This window comes from Paraburkholderia sp. BR10923 (genome assembly GCF_040948765.1).
GTDB classification, from domain to species: Bacteria; Pseudomonadota; Gammaproteobacteria; order Burkholderiales; family Burkholderiaceae; genus Paraburkholderia; species Paraburkholderia youngii.
This window is the reverse complement of the sequence record NZ_JBFPKO010000241.1, coordinates 1-253: the sequence shown is the minus strand read 5'-3', so window position 1 is coordinate 253 and position 253 is coordinate 1. Positions and strand designations below refer to the sequence as shown.

The following is a 253-nucleotide window of genomic DNA, read 5'->3' as shown; positions in this document are numbered from 1 at the left end:
CGCCGTGGTCAACCCAGCGCGGTCATCCTCGATGGCCGTACGCTGCAGTCGACGTGCGAAAGCGGCGCACGCGCAGGCTACGACGGATACAAACGCAAGAAAGGCAGCAAGGTACATATGGCGGTCGACACGTTGGGACAACTGCTCGCGGTGCATGTGACGCCGGCCAACGAGCAGGAGCGCGCGCAGGTTGGAGAACTGGCGCGTCAGGTTCAGCAGGCCACGGGCCAGACGGTCAAGGTGGCGTTCGCGG

Annotated in this window: 1 protein-coding gene; it reads left to right on the top strand. The window is 65.2% G+C overall.

Translation table 11 applies throughout. The features are described 5' to 3' along the window. Positions 1-253, top strand: a 253-nt coding sequence (locus tag AB3X94_RS42300; protein ID WP_368614515.1) for a transposase, incomplete at both ends; no start/stop codon positions are given.